The organism is Streptomyces sp. NPDC020299 (assembly GCF_044387825.1).
Lineage (GTDB): Bacteria > Actinomycetota > Actinomycetes > Streptomycetales > Streptomycetaceae > Streptomyces.
On the sequence record NZ_JBIRWL010000003.1, the window covers coordinates 502,103 to 520,973 of the forward strand.

The window sequence follows — 18,871 nt, forward strand, 5'->3', positions numbered from 1 at the left end:
CCCGAGAAGCCGTCTCCGATGATCGTCTGCGTGCGGCCATCCGAGTCGCCAGTGGGCGGGCGTGCGGTCCGCTCCAGGTGGCAGGCTTGATGTGCGACGATCCCAAACCCTGTCCCGAGCAAGACGGCAGGAGGCACCAGGTCGAGCCGCCACGCAAGGGGCAGCCCTCGGTGAGCGATCCAGGCCACTCCGTGCTCACGCACCCGTTTCCCTGGCCGGCTGCCGTCTCGCCGTAGAAATCAGAGCGTAATCAGAATACAGTCTGAGTATGAGCATCGCGCATCCGGTAGCCGAATCGGAATCCGTCTCGTTCACCGATCTGTCCCGGAACCCGAAGGCGGTCGCCGCGAGGGCCGCCGCCCTGGGATGCCTGCGTGTCACGCACCGAGACGCGCCCGACATGGTGCTGACCACGGCTGTACACGCAGAGCGCACCGAGGAGAACCTGACCACCGCGTCGCGGCTGTTCCTTGCCCTGATGAAGCAGGACGGCGGGGTCAGGTCGCTTCTGCTCGCGCTGCCCGAGGTGTTCCCGTGGGTGCGTCACCTGGACGACGAAGAGGTCCGGGAATTCACCGTCGAGCTTCTGGACGCGCTGTCCGACGCCGCTGAGCTGGGCGCCAGGGAAGCCGTGCATCGAGCGATCGTGTCGTGGCGGGCGACTGCCCGCATCAACGCCGACCCCGACCAGCTCAGGGAAGCACTTCGTCCGCTCGGTGGCGTCGACCTCGGCTCGGTCGAGGTGCACGAGTGAGCCCGAAGAAAGGCGATCGGGTCAGCGTTCCTCCACTGAGCGGCTGGAACGTCACCCACGGGACGACGGAGGCCGCGACCGGTTGGGAGGAGCTGTGTCGGGTGGCGTTGCCGAACGCCCATCGCTGCCTGGAAGCCCTTCGCACAGACCCACCGTCGCGGGCCAACTGGAACCGTCAGCACCAGCTCCGCGGCAGGCACGCGACCAAAGAGTGGAAGGGCTCCGAGCTGGAGCAGTGGGAGTACGAGATCACCAGTGGCGGCCGGGTCCGCTACCTGGTCAGCCCGGAGACGTCGACTGTGATCCTGGTGTACGCCTCCCCGCGGCACCCGAAGGACACTGAATAGCCCAACCGCCCAGGGCTCTATTTGCCCAGTGTCTTGAGGCGGGAGGCGGCCTCCTCCAGCACGCCTGTCTGCTTGCAGAAGGCGAAGCGTACGAAGGGGGCCCCGGCCTCGCGGTCGTCGTAGAAGACGGCGTTGGGGACGGCGACGACACCGGCCCGCTCCGGCAGGGCGCGGCAGAAGGAGAGGCCGTCCTTCTCGCCGAGCGGGCGGATGTCGGTGGTGACGAAGTACGTGCCGGCGGGCCGGAACACCCGGAAGCCGGCGTCCGCAAGCCCCGCCGACAGCAGATCGCGCTTGGCCAGCATGTCCGCGCGGAAGGTGTCGAAGTACGAGTCGGGAAGGACGAGCGCCTCGGCCACCGCGTACTGGAAGGGGCCCGACGCCACGTACGTCAGGAACTGCTTGGCCGAGCGCACCGCCGCCACCAGCCCCGGCGCCGCCGTCACCCAGCCGACCTTCCACCCGGTGAAGGAGAAGGTCTTCCCGGCAGACCCGATCGTCACCGTGCGCTCGCGCATGCCCGGGAACGCGGCCGGCGGCAGGTGCTCGGCCCCGTCGAACACCAGGTGTTCGTACACCTCGTCCGTGACGACCAGCAGATCGCGCTCCACCGCCAGCTCGGCGATCGCGGTGAGCTCCTCGCGGGTGAGCACCGTCCCCGTCGGGTTGTGCGGGGTGTTGATCAGCAGCAGCCGGGTGCGGTCGGTGACGGCCGCGCGCAGCTCGTCGAGGTCGAGCCGGAAGCTCCCGTCGTGCGGCCTCAAGGTGACCGGTACCCGTGTACCGCCCGCCATCGCGATGCTCGCCGCGTACGAGTCGTAGTACGGCTCGAAGGCGATCACCTCGTCGCCGGGCTCCAGCAGCGCCAGCAGTGACGCGGCGATGGCCTCCGTGGCACCGGCCGTGACCAGGACCTCGGTGTCGGGGTCGAAGGACAGCCCGTAGCGGCGCTCCTGGTGCGCGGCGATCGCGGTACGCAGCTCGGGGACGCCCGGCCCCGGCGGGTACTGGTTGCCGCGCCCGTCGCGCAGGGCCCGCACCGCCGCCTCCCGTACCTCCTCGGGGCCGTCCGTGTCCGGGAAACCCTGGCCCAGGTTGATCGAGCCGGTCCGCACGGCGAGGGCCGACATCTCGGCGAAGATCGTCGTCCCGAACTCGGCGAGCCGGCGGTTGAGGAGGGGGCGCGCACTGGAGGTCATGCCGGTCATCCTGCGCCCAAGCTCTGGACTTCCTCAACTCTGCTTTGGCCCGCGAGAGGGCCGGGCATCCCCCGTTCACCACAGTCACGGGGGAACGGAAGGAGGGTGACGCCATGGTCATCGGCATCATCCTGGCAGTGATCGCGGTCCTGTTCGTCGGGGCCATGCTGAGCGGTGTGCGCAAGGGGCGGTCCTATCGCAAAGGGACCGGGAGCGGATCGTCCAGCAGTTGGTGGGTGGCCGGGAGCTCGGGCGCCGCCGCGTCGTGCGGGTCGTCCTCGGGCGGACACAGCGGACACAGCGGGCACGGGGGTCACTCGTGCGGGGGGCATTCGTCGTGCGGCGGGTCGTCCTGCGGGGGCGGCTCGTCCTGCGGCGGCGGGGGCGGATGCGGCGGAGGCAGCTGACACGGGGCAGCTGAGCTCCTCCCCGGGCCCTGTTCGCAGGGGCCGCACACCGAGCGCCCGCCGGAAGAAGACATCCGGCGGGCGCTTCGTCGTGCGCGCGCCATCGTTGAACAGTTGAGCTGTTGAGCCCTCTAGGGGATGGAAACCCCACGAAGTTGGGTAAAAACGCTTTGGCGGTGCCACCGTTCATGATTCCCTCTAAACCGCCCTGGGCCGGCCGGGCCGACCGCGCTGACCTGGCCGGCCGATCTCCCGGCGCTTTTCCTTGTTTCGCCTGTCTGCCTTCCCTCCCTTCCTGCCCTCCCTTTTCTTTGCGTGCTAGCGGAGCCGATCCATGCTCACGACCCTGAACACCGCCTACACCGATACGCGCGCCGCCGACCTCGCCTGGGCCCTGGGACGCGAGCCGCTCCCCGCCCTGGCCACGCTCGATCTCGAACTGGCCGGAACCAAGTTGCAGTTGAGGCTCCTCGGCGCGTCCCACCAGGTGCTGCTGGAGGAGGAGCGGGGCATCTGCTCGGAGACGGTGGCGTGCATCCCGGGTTCCAGCACCCCGCTCCCGCTGGGCGTCGCCAAGCGGGTCGGCGACTGGGAGTACGAGTTCGCGGCACGGGTGGAGGTCCTCTCACCCGGCTCCTTCGCGGGCCGCGCACAGGAGTTGCTGGCCCTGGTCTCGGACCACCCGCACGGCCTGGCCGGCGTCTTCCCCGGCAGCCCGCACGCCTTCACCGCGCTGCTGGCCCAGCACCACGAGGGCCAGGTGCACTGGCGCACCTGGCACGCCTACCCGCAGGACGGCCAGCTGGTGGCGACGCGGACGAGAGTGGGGGTGCGGGGGAGTAGCCCGGCGGTCGGATAAACCCAAGACGCCCGCAGCAGCCCCGAGTTCCACACGTGTGGGTGACGAAGAGCACCGCACCCGTGACGTAACGTCGCAGCGTGATCGAACCGCACGCGCCCGCCCCGCCCGGCACACCGCCGTCCTGGGGCGGCCCCGCGCGGCTGCCCGTCCGGCCGGGGACCGGACGCTTCCTGGTCCTCGCGGGCGTCTTCGTCTGTGCGGCCTGCGGACTCGTGTACGAACTCGAACTGGTCGCACTGGCCTCCTACTTGATGGGCGACTCGGTCACCCAGACCTCCGTGGTGCTGTCCGTGATGGTGTTCGCGATGGGCATCGGCTCCCTCGCCGCGAAGCGGCTGCGCCCGCTCGCCGCGGCCGGCTTCGGCGCCGTGGAGGCGACCCTCGCGCTGGTCGGCGGCTGCAGCGCGATGGCGCTGTACGCGGTCTTCGCCTGGACCGGCGACTGGGGCGGCATGTGGGCCGACGGCCCGCGCTGCCTCCTGGCCGCCTTCTCCCTCACCATCGGCCTGCTGATCGGCGCCGAGGTCCCGCTGCTGATGGAGCTGATCCAGCGCATCCGCCGGGAGGACGCGGGCGGCGCGGTGGCCGACCTGTTCGCGGCGGACTACGTCGGCGCGCTGGTCGGCGGCCTGGCCTTTCCCTTCCTCCTGCTGCCCCGGCTGGGCCAGTTGACCGGCACCCTGCTCACCGGCACGGTCAACGTGGTGGCCGGCGGCGCCCTGGTCCTCGGCCTGTTCCGCCGCGATCTGACCCGCCGGGCCCGCTGGCTGCTGCTGCTCGCCAACCTCGTCGTCCTCACCGTCCTCGCCTCCGCCGCCGTCCTCGTCGACGACTTCGAACGGGCCGCCCGGCACGCGGTGTACGGCCCGGACGTCCGCGTCGCCGTCCAGACCGGCGTGCAGGAGATCGTCCTCACCGGCGGCACGCGCGGACGCCCGCTCGACCTCTTCCTGGACGGCCGCCTGCGGGTCGGCGGCCGGGACGAACGCCGCTACCACGAGGCCCTCGTCGACCCGGCGATGACCGGCCCCCACGCGCGCGTGCTGATCCTCGGCGGCGGCGACGGGCTGGCCGCCCGTGAGGTGCTGCGCCACCGGGGCGTGCGCCGCGTGGACCTCGTCGAACTCGACGCGGGCCTGCTCCGCCTCGCCCGCCACGATCCCGCCCTGGCGCGTCTGAACGGGCACGTGTACGACGACGCCCGCGTCCACGCCACCACCGCGGACGCCTTCGGCCGGCTGCGCGCGGTGCCCCCGGCGGCGTACGACGTGGTGATCGCGGACCTCCCCGACCCCGGCATCACCGCCAGCACCAAGCTGTACTCCCTGGAGTTCTACGGCCTGGCCCGCCGGGCCCTGGCACCGGGCGGCCGCCTGGCCGTGCACGCCGGCCCGGTCGCCGGCCGGGCCCGGGACTTCTGGACGGTGGCGTCGACACTCCGCGCGGCCGGCCTGGCCGCCACCCCGTACCGCGTCCCCGGCCAGGACCCCGGCCCCGCCGCAGGCCCCGACCGCTCCGCCGGTGCCTTCCACGCCCCGCACGACTGGGGCTTCCTCCTGGCCGCGCCGGGCCCGGCCGCACCCCCACTGCGCCTGGCCCCGGAACAGCCGCGCCCGCGCATCCTGACCCCGGCCGGACTCACCGCCGCCGCCCGCTCGGCGGACCGTACGCGCGTGCCGGGGCTGCCCGCGTCCACGTTGGTGCATCCGCGCTACTGACGATTCGCCGAAGGGGGTACGTACCGGTCGCACCTGGGTAGGCTCAGCCGACATGGAGCACGAGGTCTTCCTTCCGGTTCCGGTCGAGCGGCTGAGGGAGGCGCTCGCCGACCCCGCGCGCATCGCCCGGGCGATTCCCGGGCTCCAGCAGGACGCCGGTGCCGAGCCCGTCGCCGGGCGGCTGAAGGTGCGCATCGGCAGCCACTCCATCACCTACCGCGGCTCGCTGCGGATCTCGCCCGGACAGGACGGCGCGTACGTCGTCGAGGGCGACGCCACCGAGACCCGCGGCACGGGCTCGGTCACCCTCGTCCTCACCCTCCGGCTGCGCGGCACCGACGGCGGCACCACCGTCACCGTCCACGGCACCGCCACCGGGGACGGCCGCGTCGCGGAACTCCCGCGGGACGCGGTGGCCTCGGCGGCGATGCGGCTGCTGAACCGCTGCGTGGAGGCGCTGGGCGCGGAACCGGAGCCGCTGCCTCCGGCCGATACCGCCGCCGAGGCCTCCGTCCACGACACCGAGATCCCGCCCCCCTCCCTCAGCCCCGTGGCCGACGACGGCCTCGGCCTCCGGGAGGACACCGGCACCGAGGACCACGCCGAGCCGCCGGCCGAGGCCGCACACGCCCGGCGGACGATGATCGGCCGCAGCGCGGAGGAGGTCGACCACGCGCCCCCGCGCGGCCGGTACGCCCCCGTACCGGCGCCGCAGGCCGTCGCCGTGAACTCCACGCTCCGCTGGGCCGCCCCGGCGGCGGCGGTGGTACTGGCGTCGGCGATCGTGGTGGGCCGGGCCCTGCGCCGCCGCCGCTGACGCCACCCCGCCTGGCGGGCGGCGATCGGCCGCAGCGTGGCAGGGGGCGACCACGCGCCCTCGCGCGGCAGTACGCGTCTGTGCCGGTGCCGCAGACTGTTGCCTTGAACTCCGCGCCGCACTGGGCCGCCCCGGTGCCGCCGGACACGGCCGGCGAAGTTGCGACTGTTCTCTTGCGCGGCGCGGAGAGCGCCCCCGCGCCGCCGGTACGCGCCGCCGCCGCTGACGCGACCGACCACCGCCGTCCGGGACCTCCAGCGCCCTCTTGATCGTCCCAGTAGGGTCGTCACGTGAGCAACGAAGACATCACTCTGACCGCGGGTGACGCGGAAGTGACCCTGCGGCCTGCCCACGGTGGCCGGGTCGGCGGGCTGAAGGTCGCCGGTCTCGAGCTGCTCCGGCAGGGTGACCGGTTCGGGTGCTTCCCGATGGTCCCCTGGTGCGGCCGGATCCGGGAGGGCCGCTTCCTGGACGGCGCCACCGCCCACCAGATGCCGCTGAACTCCCCGCCGCACGCCATCCACGGCACCGCCCGCGACGGCGCCTGGCGCGTCGCCCGCACGGGCGCCGACGAGGCGGTCCTCACGTACGACCTGGTCGAGCCGTGGCCCTTCCCGGCCCGGGTCACCCAGGCGGTGACGCTGGCCGAGGACGCGCTGACGCTCACCATGTCCGTGGAGACGTACGACTCGTCCTTCCCGGCGCAGATCGGCTGGCACCCGTGGTTCAACCGGAACCTGGGCGGTCAGGACGCGCGCCTCGACTTCGCCCCCGCCTGGCAGGAGGAGCGCGGCGACGACCACCTGCCCACCGGCAACCGCGTCGATCCCGAGCCGGGCCCCTGGGACGACTGCTTCGGCATGCCCGGCGGGGTGGACGTCACGCTCACCTGGCCCGGGCAGCTGGAGCTGAAGGTGACCAGCCGCGAGGAGTGGGTCGTCGTCTACGACGAGCAGGAGGCCGCGGTGTGCGTGGAGCCGCAGACGGGCCCGCCGAACGGCCTGAACACGCTTCCGCGCCTGGTCACGCCGCTGGAGCCGCTGGAGGCCACGACGACCTGGCGCTGGCGGCGGCTCTGAGGGCACGCCCTAAGCTGTCCGGCATGACGGACGTACGTGGCGAGCTGCTTCGCGAGATCAAGGACAAGGCCGTGGTGCACGGCAAGGTGACCCTGTCGTCGGGCAAGGAAGCCGACTACTACGTCGACCTGCGCCGGATCACCCTCGACGGTGTGGCCGCGCCGCTGGTCGGTCAGGTCATGCTCGACCTGACCGCCGACCTCGACTTCGAGGCGGTCGGCGGGCTCACGCTGGGTGCCGACCCGGTGGCCACGGCCATGCTGCACGCCTCCCACGCGCGCGGGAAGACGCTGGACGCCTTCGTGGTGCGCAAGGCGGGCAAGGCGCACGGCCTGCAGCGCCGTATCGAGGGCACCGAGGTCCGGGGCCGCCGGGTGCTGGCCGTCGAGGACACCTCCACCACCGGCGGCTCGGTGCTCACCGCGGTCGAGGCGCTGCGCGAGGCCGGCGCGGAGGTCGTGGCCGTCGCGACCATCGTGGACCGGGCGACGGGAGCCGCCGAGGCCATCGCCGAGCAGGCCGGTGTGCCGTACCTCTACGCCTACTCGAAGGACGACCTGGGGCTCGACTGAGCGGTTATCCACAGGCTGGACAGGGTGTCCGAAGAATCCCGTCCAGTCTGCGAAGATGGCCCCGACGATGACGTCACTCCCTAGGTCAGGGCCGTAATAGCAGGACGCAAACCCGCACATACAAGGAGCGGACAGATGCCCATCGCAACCCCCGAGGTCTACAACGAGATGCTCGACCGGGCGAAGGCAGGCAAGTTCGCCTACCCGGCCATCAACGTGACCTCGACCCAGACCCTGCACGCGGCCCTGCGCGGTTTCGCGGAGGCGGAGAGCGACGGCATCATCCAGATCTCCACGGGTGGCGCCGAGTTCCTGGGCGGCCAGTACGACAAGGAGATGGTCACCGGCGCGGTGGCCCTGGCCGAGTTCGCGCACATCGTCGCCGAGAAGTACCCGGTCACCGTCGCCCTGCACACGGACCACTGCCCGAAGGACAAGCTCGACGGGTACGTACGTCCGCTGATCGCGCTCTCCGAGAAGCGCGTCAAGGCCGGTCTGGGCCCGCTCTTCCAGTCCCACATGTGGGACGGCTCGGCCGAGACCCTCGCCGACAACCTGGAGATCGCCCAGGAGCTGCTGGCCCGCGCCGCCGCCGCGCGGATCATCCTCGAGGTCGAGATCACCCCGACCGGTGGCGAGGAGGACGGCGTCTCCCACGAGATCAACGACTCCCTGTACACCACGGTCGACGACGCGATCCGCACCGTGGAGGCGCTCGGCCTCGGCGACAAGGGCCGCTACCTGCTGGCCGCGTCCTTCGGCAACGTGCACGGCGTCTACAAGCCGGGCAACGTCGTCCTCCGCCCCGACCTGCTGAAGGAGCTGAACGACGGCGTCGCCGCCAAGTTCGGCCGGCCGTCCGGCAGCAAGCCGTTCGACTTCGTCTTCCACGGCGGCTCCGGCTCCACGGCGGAGGAGATCGCGACCGCGCTGGAGAACGGCGTCGTCAAGATGAACCTCGACACGGACACGCAGTACGCCTTCACGCGTCCCGTCGCCGACCACATGCTCAAGAACTACGACGGCGTCCTCAAGGTCGACGGCGAGGTCGGCAACAAGAAGACCTACGACCCGCGCACCTGGGGCAAGCTGGCCGAGGCGAGCATGGCCAAGCGCGTCGTCGAGGCCACGCAGAACCTGCGGTCCGCGGGCAACAAGATCAAGTAGCCGATCGCGGTAACCGGCCGCGGTACTTCCGGTGGGCCCGGCGTCTGTCTACGGCGCCGGGCCCGCTGTATACCTGGGGGCATGCCCGACGTCCGGCTGTCCTCACCGCAGGGCAAGTGGATCCTGCTGACCACCGTCCTCGGCTCCAGCATGGCGATGCTGGACTCGACCGTCGTCAACGTGGCGCTCCCGACCATCGGCCGCGACCTCGACGCGAGCCTCTCCGCCCTCCAGTGGACGGTCAACGCGTACATGGTCACGCTGGCCGGGCTGATCCTGCTCGGCGGCTCCCTGGGCGACCGCTACGGCCGCCGCAGGATCTTCGTGCTCGGCGTGATCTGGTTCGCCCTGGCGTCCCTGCTGTGCGGGCTCGCCCCCACCCCGGGCATCCTGATCGCGGCCCGCGCCCTCCAGGGCATCGGCGGAGCGCTCCTCACCCCCGGTTCGCTCGCCCTGATCCAGGCGTCCTTCCACCCCGACGACCGGGGGAGGGCGATCGGTCTGTGGTCCGGCTTCGGCGGGGTCGGCGCGGCCGTCGGCCCGTTCCTCGGCGGCTGGCTGGTCGCGGGCCCCGGCTGGCGCTGGGTGTTCCTGCTGAACGTGCCGCTGGCGCTGCTGTGCGCGCCGATCGCCCTGCGGCACGTCCCGGAGTCCTCCGACTCCCGCGCGCACGGCCGCTTCGACGCGCTCGGCGCCGCGCTGGGCGCGCTGGCCCTGGCCCTGGTGACGTACGCGCTGATCGAGGCCCGCGGCGGCTCACTCGCCGTCGCCCTCACGGCGGTGGCGGGCCTGCTGGCCGCGGTCGCCTTCGTCTACGTCGAGAAGCACCGCCCCGACCCGATGCTGCCGCTCGACATCTTCGCCTCCCGCCAGTTCACCTCGGTCAACCTGGTCACCCTCTGCGTCTACGCGGCCTTCGGCGGCTTCTTCTTCCTCACCGCCCTCCAGCTCCAGGTCGTGGCGGGCTACTCGCCCCTCCAGGCCGGTGTCTCCCTGCTGCCGACGACCGTCCTGATGCTGCTGTTCTCGGCCCGCTCGGGCGCCCTCGCCGACCGGATCGGCCCCCGCGTCCCCCTCACCGTCGGCCCCCTGCTCTGCGCGGCGGCGATGCTGCTGATGCTGCGGGTGGGCCGGGACGCGAACTACGTGACGGACGTACTCCCCGCCCTGCTGGTCATGGGCGCCGGCATGGTCACCCTGGTAGCCCCGCTCACCGCCTCCGTGCTGGCCTCCGTGGAGACCGCCCGGGCGGGCCTGGCCAGCGGCATCAACAACGCGGCGGCCCGGGCGGCGGGTCTGATCGCTGTGGCCGCGCTGCCGCTGCTGGCCGGGATGGGCCCGGAGGCCTACCGCTCGGCGGCCGCCTTCGACGCGGCCTTCCGCCGGGCGATGCCGATCTGCGCCGGGGTACTGGTCGCCGGATCGGCACTGGCCTTCGCCTTCGTACGCCGCCCGCGGCCCGGCTGCGTCCGCCCGGAATGCCGTACGCACGGCTCGGTGACGGCACCGCCGCTGGAGCAAGGCGATCGTCGGACGTAGCGGCAACCGTCGGACGTAGCGACAACCGCCGGGCGTAGCCGCGGCCAGTCGTGCGACAGACTGGACCCATGAGCATTCACGAGAACCTCCTCGGGGGCCCGCCCCCCACGCACCTCCCCGACGACCCGGAGCCCCGTGAGCTCCTCGCCCAGGGCACCGCGCCGGCGGACGTCGCCGCCAGGTACCCCACCTCGTCGCTCGCCTGGGCCCAGCTGGCCGACGACGCGTTCGAGCGGGGCTCGGTCGTCGAGTCGTACGCCTACGCCCGCACGGGCTACCACCGGGGCCTGGACTCCCTGCGCCGAGCCGGCTGGAAGGGCCACGGCCCGGTCCCCTGGGAGCACGAGGCGAACCGTGGCTTCCTGCGCGCCCTGCACGCCCTCGCCCGCGCCGCGCAGGCGATCGGCGAGCAGGAGGAGTACGAGCGCTGCACGCAGTTCCTGAAGGACTCCTCCCCGACGGCGGCCCAGACCCTCGGCTGACCTGCCGGGAGGCAGCCGGTGTGGCCCGTCTGGCAGCAGGCGGGCCTTGCCGTATCCGGGGGGATTGCGGAGGATGCGCATAGGGGACCGGGGCCCCCGTGCCGGCATCGGCAGGGGCGGACCGCTACCCGGAGCAACAACAGGAGACAGCGATGTCCCAACAGGCTCACCCGACCTCTCAGCCCCCCGAGGCCCTTGAGCCCGAGACCCCGCATCTCGACTTCGCGGGTACGACGCCCTACGAGGACTACGTCAAGGCGGACGTGCTCACCCACCTCCAGCACACCCTCTCCGACGACCCCGGAGAGATGGTCTTCCTGGTCACCACCCAGGTGATGGAGCTGTGGTTCACCGTCATCGTCCACGAGTGGGAGACCGCGGCCAGGGCGCTCCGCGAGGACCGGGTACCGGTCGCGATCGACGCGCTGAAGCGTTCCGTACGCGAGCTGGAGGCCCTCAACGCCTCCTGGAAGCCGCTCGGCCAGCTCACCCCGGCGCAGTTCAACTCGTACCGCTCCGCTCTCGGCGAGGGCTCCGGCTTCCAGTCGGCGATGTACCGCCGCATGGAGTTCCTGCTCAGCGAGAAGTCCGCGTCGATGCTCGTCCCGCACCGGGGCGCGCCGCGCGTGCACGCCGAACTGGAGAAGGCCCTGCACGAGCCGAGCCTCTACGACGAGGTGCTGCGGCTGCTCGCCCGCCGCGGCCACACGATCCCCGCCGCCGTCCTGAACCGTGACGTGTCCCTGCGCTACGAGCCCTCGGACGCCGTCGAGTCGGCCTGGACCGCGATCTACTCCGGCGACCAGAACGCCGAACTCGCCCGTCTCGGCGAGGCGCTGAGCGACGTGGCCGAACTGGTCTGGCGCTGGCGCAACGACCACCTGGTCGCCACCCGCCGCGCGATGGGCGCCAAGGCCGGCACCGGCGGCTCGGCGGGCGTGGCCTGGCTGGAGAAGCGCGCGCAGAAGAACGTCTTCCCGGAGCTGTGGACGGCGAGGTCCCATGTCTGAGCGCATGTCTGAGCCCATGTCCGAACTCGTGATGCGGGCGGAGAAGCTGGACGCGGCGGACGACCTGGCCCCCGTCAGATCCCGCTTCTCCCTCGACACTGTGTCCGATCATGCGGCTGACGCCGCGGGTGTCTACCTGGACGGAAACTCACTGGGCGCGCTGCCCGCACACGTCCCCGCCCGGCTGGACGACGTGATCCGCCGCGAGTGGGGCGAACTGCGCATCCGCTCCTGGACGGAGAGCGGCTGGTGGACGGCACCGGAGCGGATCGGTGACCGGATCGCCCCGCTGGTGGGCGCGGCGCCGGGCCAGATCGTGGTGGGCGACTCCACGAGCGTCAACGTCTTCAAGGCGCTCGTGGCGGCCGTACGCATGGCGGGCGAGGGCCGCGACGAGATCCTCGTCGACGCGACGACCTTCCCCACGGACGGCTACATCGCCGAGTCGGCGGCCCGCCTGACCGGCCGCACGCTGCGCCCGGTGACCCCGGCCGAGGTGCCGGGCGCGCTGAGCGACCGTACGGCGGCGGTCCTGCTCAACCACGTCGACTACCGCACCGGCCGCCTGCACGACCTGCCCGCCCTCACGGCGGCGATCCACGCGTCCGGCGCCCTCGCGGTCTGGGACCTGTGCCACAGCGCGGGCGCGCTGGAGGTGGGGCTGGACGAGCACGGGGTGGACCTGGCGGTCGGCTGCACCTACAAGTACCTGAACGGCGGCCCGGGTTCACCGGCGTTCCTGTACGTCCGTCAGGACCTCCAGCCCCGCTTCGACTCCCCCCTCCCCGGCTGGAACTCCCACGCCGAGCCCTTCGGCATGCGCCCGTCCTACGAGCCGGCGCCGGGCGCCCTGCGCGGCCGCGTGGGCACGCCGGACATCCTGTCCATGCTGGCCCTGGAGGCGGCGCTGGAGGTCTGGGAGGACGTGTCGGTCCCGGCGGTACGGGCCAAGTCCCTCGCCCTGACCGACTTCTTCCTGGAGTGCGTGACCGCATACGTCCCGCCGGGCCGCGTCGAGTCCCTCACCCCCGCCCCGCACGAGCAGCGCGGCAGCCAGATCGCGCTGCGCTGCGACGACGCCGGTGAGGTGATGCGCCGCCTCATCGAACGCGGCGTCGTCGGCGACTTCCGCCACCCCGACGTCCTCCGCTTCGGCTTCACCCCGCTGTACGTGCGGTTCACTGACGTGGAGCGGGCGGCGCGGGTACTGGCGGAGACGGTCGCGGGGTAACGGGCCGGGCCCCACTCCGCTGGGGGCTCCGCCCCCAGACCCCCGGCCTATGCCCACCCACCACCCGTGCGAGTGGGCTGGAAGGCGCGGCTCTCGATCATCAGCCCGTCCGGCGCTTGAGGACGAGGCCGTTCAGGCCGAAGCGGGGGTCTGGGGGCGGCAGCCCCCAGCGGGGTCGAAGGGGCGGAGCCCCTGGGGACGGGAATGGGCAGGGGCGGCGGGGGCGAAGATCCCGCTGACATGCCACGTCACCGGCCTGATACCGTCCCCGCCAACGGCCGACTCCCCACCTGGTCCGCCAAAAACCGTTACACCGCTGAGAGGTTGGAGCATGCCGGACGACGCCGCAGCAGCATCCCGCGCCGCCGCCGAGGAGGAGTCGGCCTTCTCGCACCCGTCCGTCGCCCCCGACGCCACCCGTGCCTACGGCGACCACCCCGACCAGGTGATCGACTTCTACGCGCCGCGAGGCGAGCGCGGCCCCGACAACACCGTCCCCCTCGTCGTCGTCCTGCACGGCGGCGCCTGGCGCGCCCCCTACGACCGCCACCACATCACCCCGTTCGCCGACTCCCTGGCCGCCAGGGGCTTCGCCGTCGCCAACGTCGAGTACCGGCGCGGCAGCACGACCCCGGCGCAGCCCGAGAACGCCCCGATCGCCGGCCGCTGGCCGGACACCTTCGACGACGTGGCCGCGGCCCTGGACGCCCTCCCCGCCCTCGTCCGCGAGGCACTGCCCCAGGCCGACCCCCGCCGCACGGTGCTCACCGGCCACTCGGCAGGCGGCCACCTGGCCCTCTGGGCGGCGGCTCGCCACGTCCTCCCCGCCGACTCCCACTGGCGCACCGACCGCCCCGCCGCGCTGCGCGGAGTGGTCGCCCTCGCCCCGATCGCGGACTTCGCGGTCGCCGGGAAACTGGAGGTCTGTGGCAACGCGGCGCTCCAACTCCTCGGCGGCGAGGAGAAGTTCGCCGAACGGCAGCCGTACGCCGACCCCGCCCTCCTGCTGCCCACCGGCATCGCGACCACGCTGGTCCAGGGCCGCACCGACCTGGTCGTTCCGGAGGCGGTCGCCGAGTCGTACGCGGAGGCGGCGGCGAAGGCGGGCGAGATGGTGGGCCTGACCCTGCTGGAGGAGGTCGGCCACTTCCCGCTGATCGACCCGGCGGCGGACGCCTGCGCGGTGGTGGCGGAGGAGATCGCCCAACTCGCCTGGTGACGCGCCCCGGTCATACCCGTAGTACCTGAGAGCTACCCCCGAGGACAGCTCTCCGGCGGGACGCCAACGACGAGCCCCGCTCCGTAACTTCCCTTCCACATCAGCCCGATGACCGGGCGGAACCGGAAGGGGAGGCCGGCATGGAGCTGGTACGGGAGGCACACGAGCGGGACGTGGAACGACGCCCAGGCGCCAGCCCAGACAGCCCAGCCACCAGCCGGGACACCGGCCCAGCCACCCCCCGCGGCCCCAGATGGATCCGCGCCCTCCTGGCCACAGCGATCACCGCCGCCATAGTGGTCCCCCTCTCCGCCGCCGCCCACCCCGAGGTCCCCGCCCCGCCGCCCGCCGCCCTCGGCCCTCTGACGCCGTCCACCCTGGGCGAGGCCTACACGGCCAACCGTGCCAACGCCGCGCAGGCGTCCCGGATGGCCGCCGCCCACGGTGACCGGCGGCGCGCCGCGGCGGACCGTTCGCTCGCCGCCCCGGCCCGCCATCTCCTCGCCTTCGACGGCCGGGGCGCGGGCCTGGCCACGGAGGTCTTCGGCGACCTCGCCCACGCCGACCGGGTGGCGGTCGTGGTCCCGGGTTCCGACACCTCCCTCGACACCTACGCCCGCTTCCACACGGCCGCCTCCGCCCTGCACCGCGAACTCACCCGGCAGGCCCCGCCCGGCACCCGTACCGCGGTCGTCGCCTGGCTGGGCTACCGCACGCCCGGCACGGTCAGCACGACCGTCCTCACCGCGGGCCGCGCCGAGCAAGCCGCCCCGCACCTCCGGGACTTCGTCGGCGAGCTGCGCCGCGTCACCGGCCCGCACACCCGTCTCACCCTGGTGTGCCACTCGTACGGCTCGGTGGTCTGCGGACGTGCCGCCGACCACCTCGCGGTGGACGACATCGCGCTGATCGGCAGCCCCGGCACGGGCGCCGACAAGGCATCCGCGCTGCACACGCCCGCCCGGGTCTGGGCGGCCCGGGGCAGCGAGGACTGGGTGGGGGAAGTCCCGCACGTCAGGGCCGACCTGTTCGTCACCACCCTCGGCTTCGGCACCGACCCGGTCTCCCCGGCCTTCGGTGCCCGGGTCTTCGACGCCGGCGACGCCGCACACAGCGGCTACTTCACACCGGGCTCGACGGCCCTCACCAACCTGGCCCGGATCGTCCTGGGCGACACCTCGGAGGTGACCCATGACTGAGCGAACCCTCCACACCCCGCTCCCCCGGGGCATACGGCAAGCCGCCCGCCGGATGGACGCCGCCACCCCCGCCTCCCGGGACCGCGCGGTCGACGCCCTGCGCGCCTTCGCGATCCTCGGCGTCGTCCTCGGCCACTGGCTGGTCACCGCCCTCGTCGTGGACGACGGCACGCTGCACGCGGCGAGCCCGCTCCAGCACATGCCCTGGCTGGCGCCCGTCTCCTGGGCCTTCCAGACCCTCGCGGTGTTCTTCCTGGTCGGCGGGCACGTGGCGACCCGCGGGTACGCCTCCGCTCGCGCCCGGGGGGTGTCGTACGGCGAGTGGCTGCGCGGCCGGCTGACCCGGCTGTTCCGTCCGGTGGCCGCCGTACTGGCCCTGTGGACGGTGGCGGCGACCGCCCTGCTCCTCGCCGGCGCCCCGTACGACACGGTCCGCACCCTGGTCAAACTGGCCCTGTCGCCGATGTGGTTCCTGCTGGTGTTCGCCGCGCTGACGGCGGCGACCCCGCTGGTGACCCGGCTCAACCCCCTGTGGCCGCTGGCCGTCGTCCTCCACGTGGACCTCCTCCGATTCGGCCTCGGCATCGCCCCGCCCTGGCTCGGCTGGGTGAACGTGGCGGCCGGCTGGCTGGTGCCCTACACCCTGGGCGCGGCCTGGACCCGGGGTGAGCTGGAGAGCCGCCGCGCCGGCTGGGTGCTGCTCACCGGCGGGGCGACGGCCACCGCGGGACTGGTCGCGTGGGCGGGCTACCCGGCCTCGATGGTCGGCGTCCCCGGGACGGCCGTCTCCAACCTGGACCCACCGACCCTGGCGGCCGTGACCTTCGGCCTCGCCCAGTGCGGGCTGGTCCTGCTGCTGCGGGCACCGCTGCGCCGAGTGCTGCGCCGGCCGCTCGCCTGGGCGGCGGTGGCCCTGGTGAACCTCTCCGCGATGACGATCTTCCTCTGGCACCAGACCGCCATGATGGCCACCACGGCCCTCGCCCTGCCCGCGGGCCATCTGACCGGCCTGCACACCCCACCCTCCAGCCTGACCTGGGTCGCCGCCCGCCTGCTCTGGCTCCCGGTCTTCACCCTGGCCCTCGCCGTCTGCTGGACCGCGTTCCGCTGCCACGAGCGGCCCGCCCGCGCCCGCCGCCGCCGTTCACGCGTGGTCCGTGCGCACCGGCCGTCCGGCCGGGGAGCGACGGTGGACGGTCACCGTGTCTAAGGTGGGGCGCGTGACGGAACGGGGGCTCCAGCAGGTGTTCGGCCGCCCTGTGCTGCGCTGGCTGGGGGTGCTGCGGGATGACCTGTGGACCGTCAGGGCGGACCCGCTGCCCCCGTCCGTATGGGTGCGCTGGCTGCCGCACGGCGTGCTGTGGCTCGCCGCGTTCGGCATCGGCCTCGGCGGCGCGGCCCACCTCGGGAACGACGGGAACCTGAACCCCACGACCGCCCTGCTGATCGGCATCGCGCAGGGCGGCGCGGTGGTGCTCGCCCTGCGGCGGCCGATTCCGGCGTGGTGGCTGTCCACGACGGCCATGGTGGTGGGGGCCGTCGCACTGCACGGCCGGATGCCCATGGACGTGAACGACAAGTTCACCTGGCCCTGGACCCCGGCCGGGATCATCGCCCACCTGCTCGTACTGCTGCTGCTCGCGCTGCGGGTGCGCACCAGGGCCTCCGGGGAGGCGCTGGCCCTGACCGTACTGGTCACCTACGTCCTGGAAGGGCTGTGGGGCGCGGCGAACTACCAGCCCACCGGGGTGGTCACGATCGTCCTGTCGGCGGTCGTCGTCGTGCTCGGCATGGCCCTGCGCGGCCGCCGCGTGGCACGCGCGGAACTCGGCCGGCAGACCACGCTCACCGCCGAGGAACGGGCCCGGCGCACCCTCCTGGAGGAGCGCAGCCGCATCGCGCGCGAGCTGCACGACGTGGTCGCCCACCACATGTCCGTCATCTCCATCCAGGCCCAGGTCGCCCCGCACCTCGTGGAGAACCCGCCCGAGGAGCTCAAGGAGAACCTCGCGGGCATCCGCGAGAACGCGCTGGAGGCCCTGACCGAGCTGCGCCGGGTGCTCGGCGTGCTGCGCTCGGAGCACCCCGAGACGGGCGACCCCCTCGACGGGCCGGCCGCCGGCGCCGCCCCGCACGCCCCGCAGCCCGGCCTGGACCGGCTCGGCGCGCTCGTGGAGAACACCCGGGCCGCGGGCCTGACCGTGACCCTGGAGGTCAAGGGCGAGCGGCGACCGCTGGCGCCGGGCGTGGAGCTGTCCGCGTACCGGATCGTGCAGGAGGCGCTGAGCAACGTACTGCGGCACGCTCCCGGCGCGACCGCGCACGTCGAACTGCGGTACTCCCTCCCCAAGTTGAGCGTGGAGATAGTCAACTCACCCCCAACCCGGCCCACTCCGCCGTCACCGGGAGCCGGGCACGGGCTGCTCGGCATGCGGGAGCGGATCGCGATGCTCGACGGCTCCCTGGCGGCACACTCGCTGCCCGACGGCGGCTACCGGGTGAGCGCGCTCCTCCCCACGTCCACGCCCGTCGCCGACCTGGCCGAAGTCACCGACCCGAAGGGCCACACCGCATGACGAGCAGCCCCATCCGCGTCCTCATCGCCGACGACCAGCAGATGGTCCGGCAGGGCTTCACCGTGCTGCTCAACACCCAGCCCGACATCGACGTCGTCGGCCAGGCGGTGGACGGCCGGGACGCGATCGCCAAGGTCGCCGAACTGCTCCCGGACGTGGTCCTGATGGACATCCGCATGCCCGAAGTGGGTGGCATCGAGGCCACCGGCCGCATCACCGCCGAGCACCCCGACATACGCGTCCTCGTCCTCACCACCTTCGACCTCGACGAGTACGTGTACGAGGCCCTGCGCGCCGGCGCCTCCGGCTTCCTGCTCAAGGACGCCTCCGCGGACCAGCTCGCCGAGGCGGTCCGGGTGGTGGCCGCCGGTGACGCGCTGCTCGCGCCCGGGATCACCCGCCGTCTGATCGCCGAGTTCTCCCGCATGGACGGCAGCCGCCGGACACCGCTGAAGCAGCGCGTGGGCGGCCTGACGGAACGCGAGACCGAGGTGCTCGCCCTGATCGCCCAGGGCCTGTCGAACGGGGAGATCGCCGAACGGCTCGTCGTCGCGGAGCAGACCGTGAAGACCCACGTCAGCCGCATCCTGGTGAAACTGGGCCTGCGCGACCGCACCCAGGCGGCGGTGTTCGCCTACGAGTCGGGCCTGGTCCGCCCGGGCAGCCGCTGAACCCGTCAGGAACGGCCCGTAC

Annotated in this window: 18 protein-coding genes; 17 read left to right on the forward strand and 1 reads right to left on the reverse strand. The window is 73.0% G+C overall.

Annotated elements, in window-relative coordinates:
* Positions 1-268: 268 nt before the first annotated feature.
* A complete protein-coding gene (locus ACH45E_RS10265; protein WP_361446322.1) occupies positions 269-754 on the forward strand; it encodes a prevent-host-death family protein in 486 nt (161 codons plus the stop codon).
* The gene (locus ACH45E_RS10270; protein WP_361446320.1) at positions 751-1,101 is read left to right on the forward strand and encodes a hypothetical protein; all 351 of its coding nucleotides are present in this window, start codon (positions 751-753) and stop codon (positions 1,099-1,101) included. Before ACH45E_RS10265 ends, ACH45E_RS10270 begins: the two co-directional genes overlap by 4 nt.
* A 17-nt stretch (positions 1,102-1,118) precedes the next feature.
* On the opposite strand, the gene ACH45E_RS10275 is transcribed toward ACH45E_RS10270, so the two are convergent.
* The gene (locus ACH45E_RS10275; RefSeq protein ID WP_361446318.1) at positions 1,119-2,309 is read right to left on the reverse strand and encodes a pyridoxal phosphate-dependent aminotransferase; all 1,191 of its coding nucleotides are present in this window, start codon (positions 2,307-2,309) and stop codon (positions 1,119-1,121) included.
* A gap of 732 nt (positions 2,310-3,041) precedes the next feature.
* Here ACH45E_RS10275 and ACH45E_RS10280 point away from each other — a divergent pair.
* The 15 genes from ACH45E_RS10280 (at position 3,042) to ACH45E_RS10350 (ending at position 18,849) form a co-directional block, all read left to right on the forward strand.
* Positions 3,042-3,566: a DUF2617 family protein gene (locus tag ACH45E_RS10280; RefSeq protein WP_361446316.1), complete on the forward strand. Its 525-nt coding sequence runs from the start codon at positions 3,042-3,044 to the stop codon at positions 3,564-3,566.
* Between the two features lie 80 nt (positions 3,567-3,646).
* On the forward strand, positions 3,647-5,287 hold the full coding sequence (locus ACH45E_RS10285; protein WP_361446314.1) for a polyamine aminopropyltransferase: 1,641 nt from the start codon (positions 3,647-3,649) through the stop codon (positions 5,285-5,287).
* A gap of 52 nt (positions 5,288-5,339) precedes the next feature.
* Positions 5,340-6,104, forward strand: coding sequence for an SRPBCC domain-containing protein (locus ACH45E_RS10290; protein WP_361446312.1), 765 nt, complete (start codon positions 5,340-5,342; stop codon positions 6,102-6,104).
* 290 nt (positions 6,105-6,394) lie between these two features.
* On the forward strand, positions 6,395-7,183 hold the full coding sequence (locus ACH45E_RS10295; protein ID WP_361446310.1) for an aldose 1-epimerase: 789 nt from the start codon (positions 6,395-6,397) through the stop codon (positions 7,181-7,183).
* 23 nt (positions 7,184-7,206) lie between these two features.
* Entirely contained in the window at positions 7,207-7,755 is a 549-nt protein-coding gene (gene pyrE / locus ACH45E_RS10300) for an orotate phosphoribosyltransferase (protein ID WP_361446308.1), read from the forward strand.
* A 135-nt stretch (positions 7,756-7,890) separates the two neighbouring features.
* Positions 7,891-8,922 carry a class II fructose-bisphosphate aldolase gene (gene fbaA / locus ACH45E_RS10305; RefSeq protein ID WP_361446306.1) on the forward strand — a complete coding sequence of 344 codons (1,032 nt, stop codon included), beginning with the start codon at positions 7,891-7,893 and terminating at the stop codon, positions 8,920-8,922.
* Positions 8,923-9,003: 81 nt separating this feature from the next.
* Positions 9,004-10,461: an MFS transporter gene (locus ACH45E_RS10310; protein ID WP_361446304.1), complete on the forward strand. Its 1,458-nt coding sequence runs from the start codon at positions 9,004-9,006 to the stop codon at positions 10,459-10,461.
* 68 nt (positions 10,462-10,529) lie between these two features.
* Complete coding sequence (locus ACH45E_RS10315; protein WP_361446302.1) at positions 10,530-10,943, forward strand: DUF3151 domain-containing protein; 414 nt, start codon at positions 10,530-10,532, stop codon at positions 10,941-10,943.
* Between the two features lie 152 nt (positions 10,944-11,095).
* Complete coding sequence (locus ACH45E_RS10320) at positions 11,096-11,953, forward strand: tryptophan 2,3-dioxygenase family protein (protein ID WP_361446300.1); 858 nt, start codon at positions 11,096-11,098, stop codon at positions 11,951-11,953.
* 4 nt (positions 11,954-11,957) lie between these two features.
* Positions 11,958-13,184 carry a kynureninase gene (gene kynU, locus ACH45E_RS10325; RefSeq protein WP_361446298.1) on the forward strand — a complete coding sequence of 409 codons (1,227 nt, stop codon included), beginning with the start codon at positions 11,958-11,960 and terminating at the stop codon, positions 13,182-13,184.
* Between the two features lie 331 nt (positions 13,185-13,515).
* Entirely contained in the window at positions 13,516-14,403 is an 888-nt protein-coding gene (locus tag ACH45E_RS10330) for an alpha/beta hydrolase (protein WP_361446296.1), read from the forward strand.
* Between the two features lie 140 nt (positions 14,404-14,543).
* Complete coding sequence (locus tag ACH45E_RS10335) at positions 14,544-15,602, forward strand: alpha/beta hydrolase (RefSeq protein WP_361446294.1); 1,059 nt, start codon at positions 14,544-14,546, stop codon at positions 15,600-15,602.
* Entirely contained in the window at positions 15,595-16,812 is a 1,218-nt protein-coding gene (locus tag ACH45E_RS10340) for an acyltransferase (RefSeq protein WP_361446292.1), read from the forward strand. The genes ACH45E_RS10335 and ACH45E_RS10340 overlap by 8 nt, the downstream gene beginning before the upstream one ends.
* Positions 16,813-16,822: 10 nt before the next feature.
* Positions 16,823-18,178, forward strand: coding sequence for a sensor histidine kinase (locus ACH45E_RS10345; RefSeq protein WP_361446290.1), 1,356 nt, complete (start codon positions 16,823-16,825; stop codon positions 18,176-18,178).
* Positions 18,175-18,849 carry a response regulator transcription factor gene (locus ACH45E_RS10350; protein WP_361446288.1) on the forward strand — a complete coding sequence of 225 codons (675 nt, stop codon included), beginning with the start codon at positions 18,175-18,177 and terminating at the stop codon, positions 18,847-18,849. Before ACH45E_RS10345 ends, ACH45E_RS10350 begins: the two co-directional genes overlap by 4 nt.
* Positions 18,850-18,871: the final 22 nt, after the last annotated feature.

Excerpts from the sequence above, each read along its gene's own strand:
- ACH45E_RS10290 (WP_361446312.1), top strand. The coding sequence starts at position 5,340 with ATGGAGCACGAGGTCTTCCTTCCGGTTCCGGTCGAGCGGCTGAGGGAG.
- pyrE (WP_361446308.1), top strand. The coding sequence starts at position 7,207 with ATGACGGACGTACGTGGCGAGCTGCTTCGCGAGATCAAGGACAAGGCC.
- ACH45E_RS10280 (WP_361446316.1), top strand. The coding sequence starts at position 3,042 with ATGCTCACGACCCTGAACACCGCCTACACCGATACGCGCGCCGCCGAC.
- ACH45E_RS10350 (WP_361446288.1), top strand. The coding sequence starts at position 18,175 with ATGACGAGCAGCCCCATCCGCGTCCTCATCGCCGACGACCAGCAGATG.
- ACH45E_RS10310 (WP_361446304.1), top strand. The coding sequence starts at position 9,004 with ATGCCCGACGTCCGGCTGTCCTCACCGCAGGGCAAGTGGATCCTGCTG.
- ACH45E_RS10335 (WP_361446294.1), top strand. The coding sequence starts at position 14,544 with ATGGAGCTGGTACGGGAGGCACACGAGCGGGACGTGGAACGACGCCCA.
- ACH45E_RS10275 (WP_361446318.1), bottom strand. The coding sequence starts at position 2,309 with ATGACCGGCATGACCTCCAGTGCGCGCCCCCTCCTCAACCGCCGGCTC.
- ACH45E_RS10340 (WP_361446292.1), top strand. The coding sequence starts at position 15,595 with ATGACTGAGCGAACCCTCCACACCCCGCTCCCCCGGGGCATACGGCAA.
- ACH45E_RS10315 (WP_361446302.1), top strand. The coding sequence starts at position 10,530 with ATGAGCATTCACGAGAACCTCCTCGGGGGCCCGCCCCCCACGCACCTC.
- ACH45E_RS10265 (WP_361446322.1), top strand. The coding sequence starts at position 269 with ATGAGCATCGCGCATCCGGTAGCCGAATCGGAATCCGTCTCGTTCACC.
- ACH45E_RS10330 (WP_361446296.1), top strand. The coding sequence starts at position 13,516 with ATGCCGGACGACGCCGCAGCAGCATCCCGCGCCGCCGCCGAGGAGGAG.
- ACH45E_RS10320 (WP_361446300.1), top strand. The coding sequence starts at position 11,096 with ATGTCCCAACAGGCTCACCCGACCTCTCAGCCCCCCGAGGCCCTTGAG.
- kynU (WP_361446298.1), top strand. The coding sequence starts at position 11,958 with ATGTCTGAGCCCATGTCCGAACTCGTGATGCGGGCGGAGAAGCTGGAC.
- fbaA (WP_361446306.1), top strand. The coding sequence starts at position 7,891 with ATGCCCATCGCAACCCCCGAGGTCTACAACGAGATGCTCGACCGGGCG.